This is a genomic window from uncultured Cetobacterium sp. (genome assembly GCF_947039425.1).
GTDB lineage: Bacteria > Fusobacteriota > Fusobacteriia > Fusobacteriales > Fusobacteriaceae > Cetobacterium_A.
The window spans coordinates 1-2,652 of the sequence record NZ_CAMQYW010000279.1 but is presented as its reverse complement, the minus strand read 5'-3'; the positions used below and the strand labels follow the sequence as shown (position 1 = coordinate 2,652).

General features: G+C 26.5%; 3 protein-coding genes. All 3 read left to right on the top strand.

What is annotated here, in order from left to right:
* On the top strand, positions 1-1,010 hold a 1,010-nt coding region (locus Q0V09_RS10485; protein WP_297489353.1), incomplete at its 5' end, for a radical SAM protein.
* A 10-nt stretch (positions 1,011-1,020) separates the two neighbouring features.
* Positions 1,021-1,929 (top strand): AAA family ATPase, encoded by a 909-nt coding sequence (locus tag Q0V09_RS10480; RefSeq protein ID WP_297407374.1) that lies wholly within the window; start codon positions 1,021-1,023, stop codon positions 1,927-1,929.
* Positions 1,920-2,652, top strand: a 733-nt coding sequence (locus Q0V09_RS10475) for an AAA family ATPase (protein ID WP_297489350.1), incomplete at its 3' end; no start/stop codon positions are given. The genes Q0V09_RS10480 and Q0V09_RS10475, both read left to right, overlap by 10 nt.

The window sequence follows — 2,652 nt, the reverse complement described above, 5'->3', positions numbered from 1 at the left end:
GGATATTGAAGAGTATGAAGATTAAAAAAAATTATAAATACTTAGTTCTTTGGATTGCTAACTTTTGTAATTTAGATTGTATTTATTGTTATGCTAAGAAAAGTTTTGATGGAAGTTTAATGGAGTGGAGTATTGGAGAAAAAGCTTTAGAATTTTTAAATGAGGATGGAACCTTAGTTTTTGTAGGGGGGGAACCTCTTTTAAATTTTTCTTTAATAGTAAAAATATATGAATATTTAAAATACAGAGGATTTAAAGGAAAGGTTAGTATTCAAACTAATGGAGTTTTAATTGATGATTTTATGGGAAAAAAACTTAGTGAAATGGATATAAAAGTGGGGATAAGTTTAGACGGAGTTCAAGAGGTAAATAACTTTACTAGAGGAAAGACTAAAGAGGTTATAAATGGAATTAGATATCTGGAAAAATATGAAAAAAATGTAAGTATAAATTGTGTTTTAACAGATAAATCAATAGATCTTTTGGAAAATTTTATAGAAAGATTATATATGTTTAAAAATATAAATGCTTTGGGATTAGATCTTTTAAGAGTGGTTGAAAATAACTTGTTAAAAGTCCCAACTCAAGAAAAAATTTATATGAATTTGAAAAAAACTTATGAAAAAAGTTTGTTTTTAGGTGGAATTTTAGGAAAATATATAGCTATAAGAGAGATTGAAGATAGTAAGTTACGATTGGAAAAAAATTACGAATCATGTAATTATTGTTATTCATCTATTGGAGAAACATTAGTTATTTTACCAAATGGAGATACATATCCTTGCAGTTCTCTTGTAAATGATAGTCAATATTTTATGGGAAATATTTTAGAGGGGGAGTTAAAAGATATTAAACTTTCTTCAGGAAAATATGAGTTTTGTAAAACTTGTGAACATAAAAGATATTGTAGAGGAGCTTGTCCATCTAGACTTATAATTAATGAAAGAGTTTTAGAAAAAGAAGGAGATTGTAACTTAAGAAAAGCGGTTTTTAAAATAATAAAAAATTAGAGGAGACAAAATGGAAAGAAAAATATATCCTTTTTCTGCTATTGTAGGACAGGAAAATATGAAAAAAGCACTTATTTTAAATATTATAAATCCAAATTTAGGAGGAGTTTTAATTAGAGGAGAAAAGGGAACTGCTAAATCAACTGCTGTTAGAGCATTAGCTCAATTATTAAAAAAAGATAATATTCAAGTTATAAATTTGCCCATTAGTGCAACAGAGGACAGGGTAGTTGGAACACTTGATATTGAACATGCAATAAAAACTGGTGAAAAAAAATTTGAAAAGGGAATTTTATATTCTGCTCATAAAAATATTTTATATGTTGATGAAATAAACCTTTTAGAAGACCATATTGTTGATGTTCTTTTAGATTCTGCAGCTATGGGAGTAAATACAATTGAAAGAGAGGGAATTTCCTTTTCTCATCCATCAAAGTTTGTTTTAGTTGGAACAATGAATCCAGAAGAAGGAGATTTGAGACCTCAACTTTTAGATAGATTTGGATTAGTTGTAGATATTCACGGGGAAAAAGAAATTGATAAAAGAGTTCAAGTGGTAAAAAGAAGAATAAAATTTGAAGAGAATCCTCAAGAGTTTATAGATTCATGGAAAAAAGAGGAAGAGAAGATTATTGCTAAAATTGAAAATGCTAAAAATATTTTAAAAGATGTAACTTACTCCAATGAAATTTTAGAAACAGTGGCAAAAATTAGTATAAACTTAGGAGTAGATGGACATAGATGTGATTTGAGTATAATTAAAACAGCAATGACTTTAGCTAGTTTAGATTCAAGAGTTCAAGTAACAAAAGATGATATTTTTCAAGCAACTTTACTCGCTGTTCCCCATAGAATGAGGAAAACTCCATTTGAAGATAGTACTTTATCTTTAGAGAGATTAGAAGAGCTATGGAAGTAAAATATCCATTTGGAGGAATTGTAGGCCAAGAAAAAGCAAAAAAAGCTCTATTACTTAACATAATTAATCCTAAAATAGGAGGTGTATTATTTTCAGGAGAGAAAGGAACAGGAAAAACAACCTTAATAAGAAGCATATGTGGAGTTGTTGAAAATTTAAAAATTTATAATCTTCCGTTAAATATAACTGAAGATAGATTAATTGGAGGAATAAATATTGAAGATACTCTTTCTCAAGGAAAAATGGTATATAAAATAGGGATTATTGCTCAAGCAAATAAAAATATTTTATATATAGATGAAGTTAATCTATTAAGTGATTATATTATTAATTTAATTTTAGAAGTTAGTTCAAGTAAAGAAAGTGATTTTATTTTAGTTGGAAGCATGAATCCAGAAGAGGGAGAACTTAGAAATCAATTTTTAGAAAAATTTGGGCTATATGTCAATTTAGAAGGGTCTAAATATATAGATGAACGTATTGAAATTATAAAAAGAAGGTTAGATTTTGAAAAAAATCCATTAGAATTTTATAAAAAATATAAATTAGAAGAGGAGATTTTAAATAGAAAAATACAAAATTCAAAAGAGTTATTAAAAAAAATAAAATTAGGTGACGAAATAATTAATTTAGCTCTTAGAATGATTGTTGAAGGAAATATTCAAGGAAATAATGTTGAAATTATACTTTTAGAAGCAGCTATACTTTTTGCTGTTTCTAAAA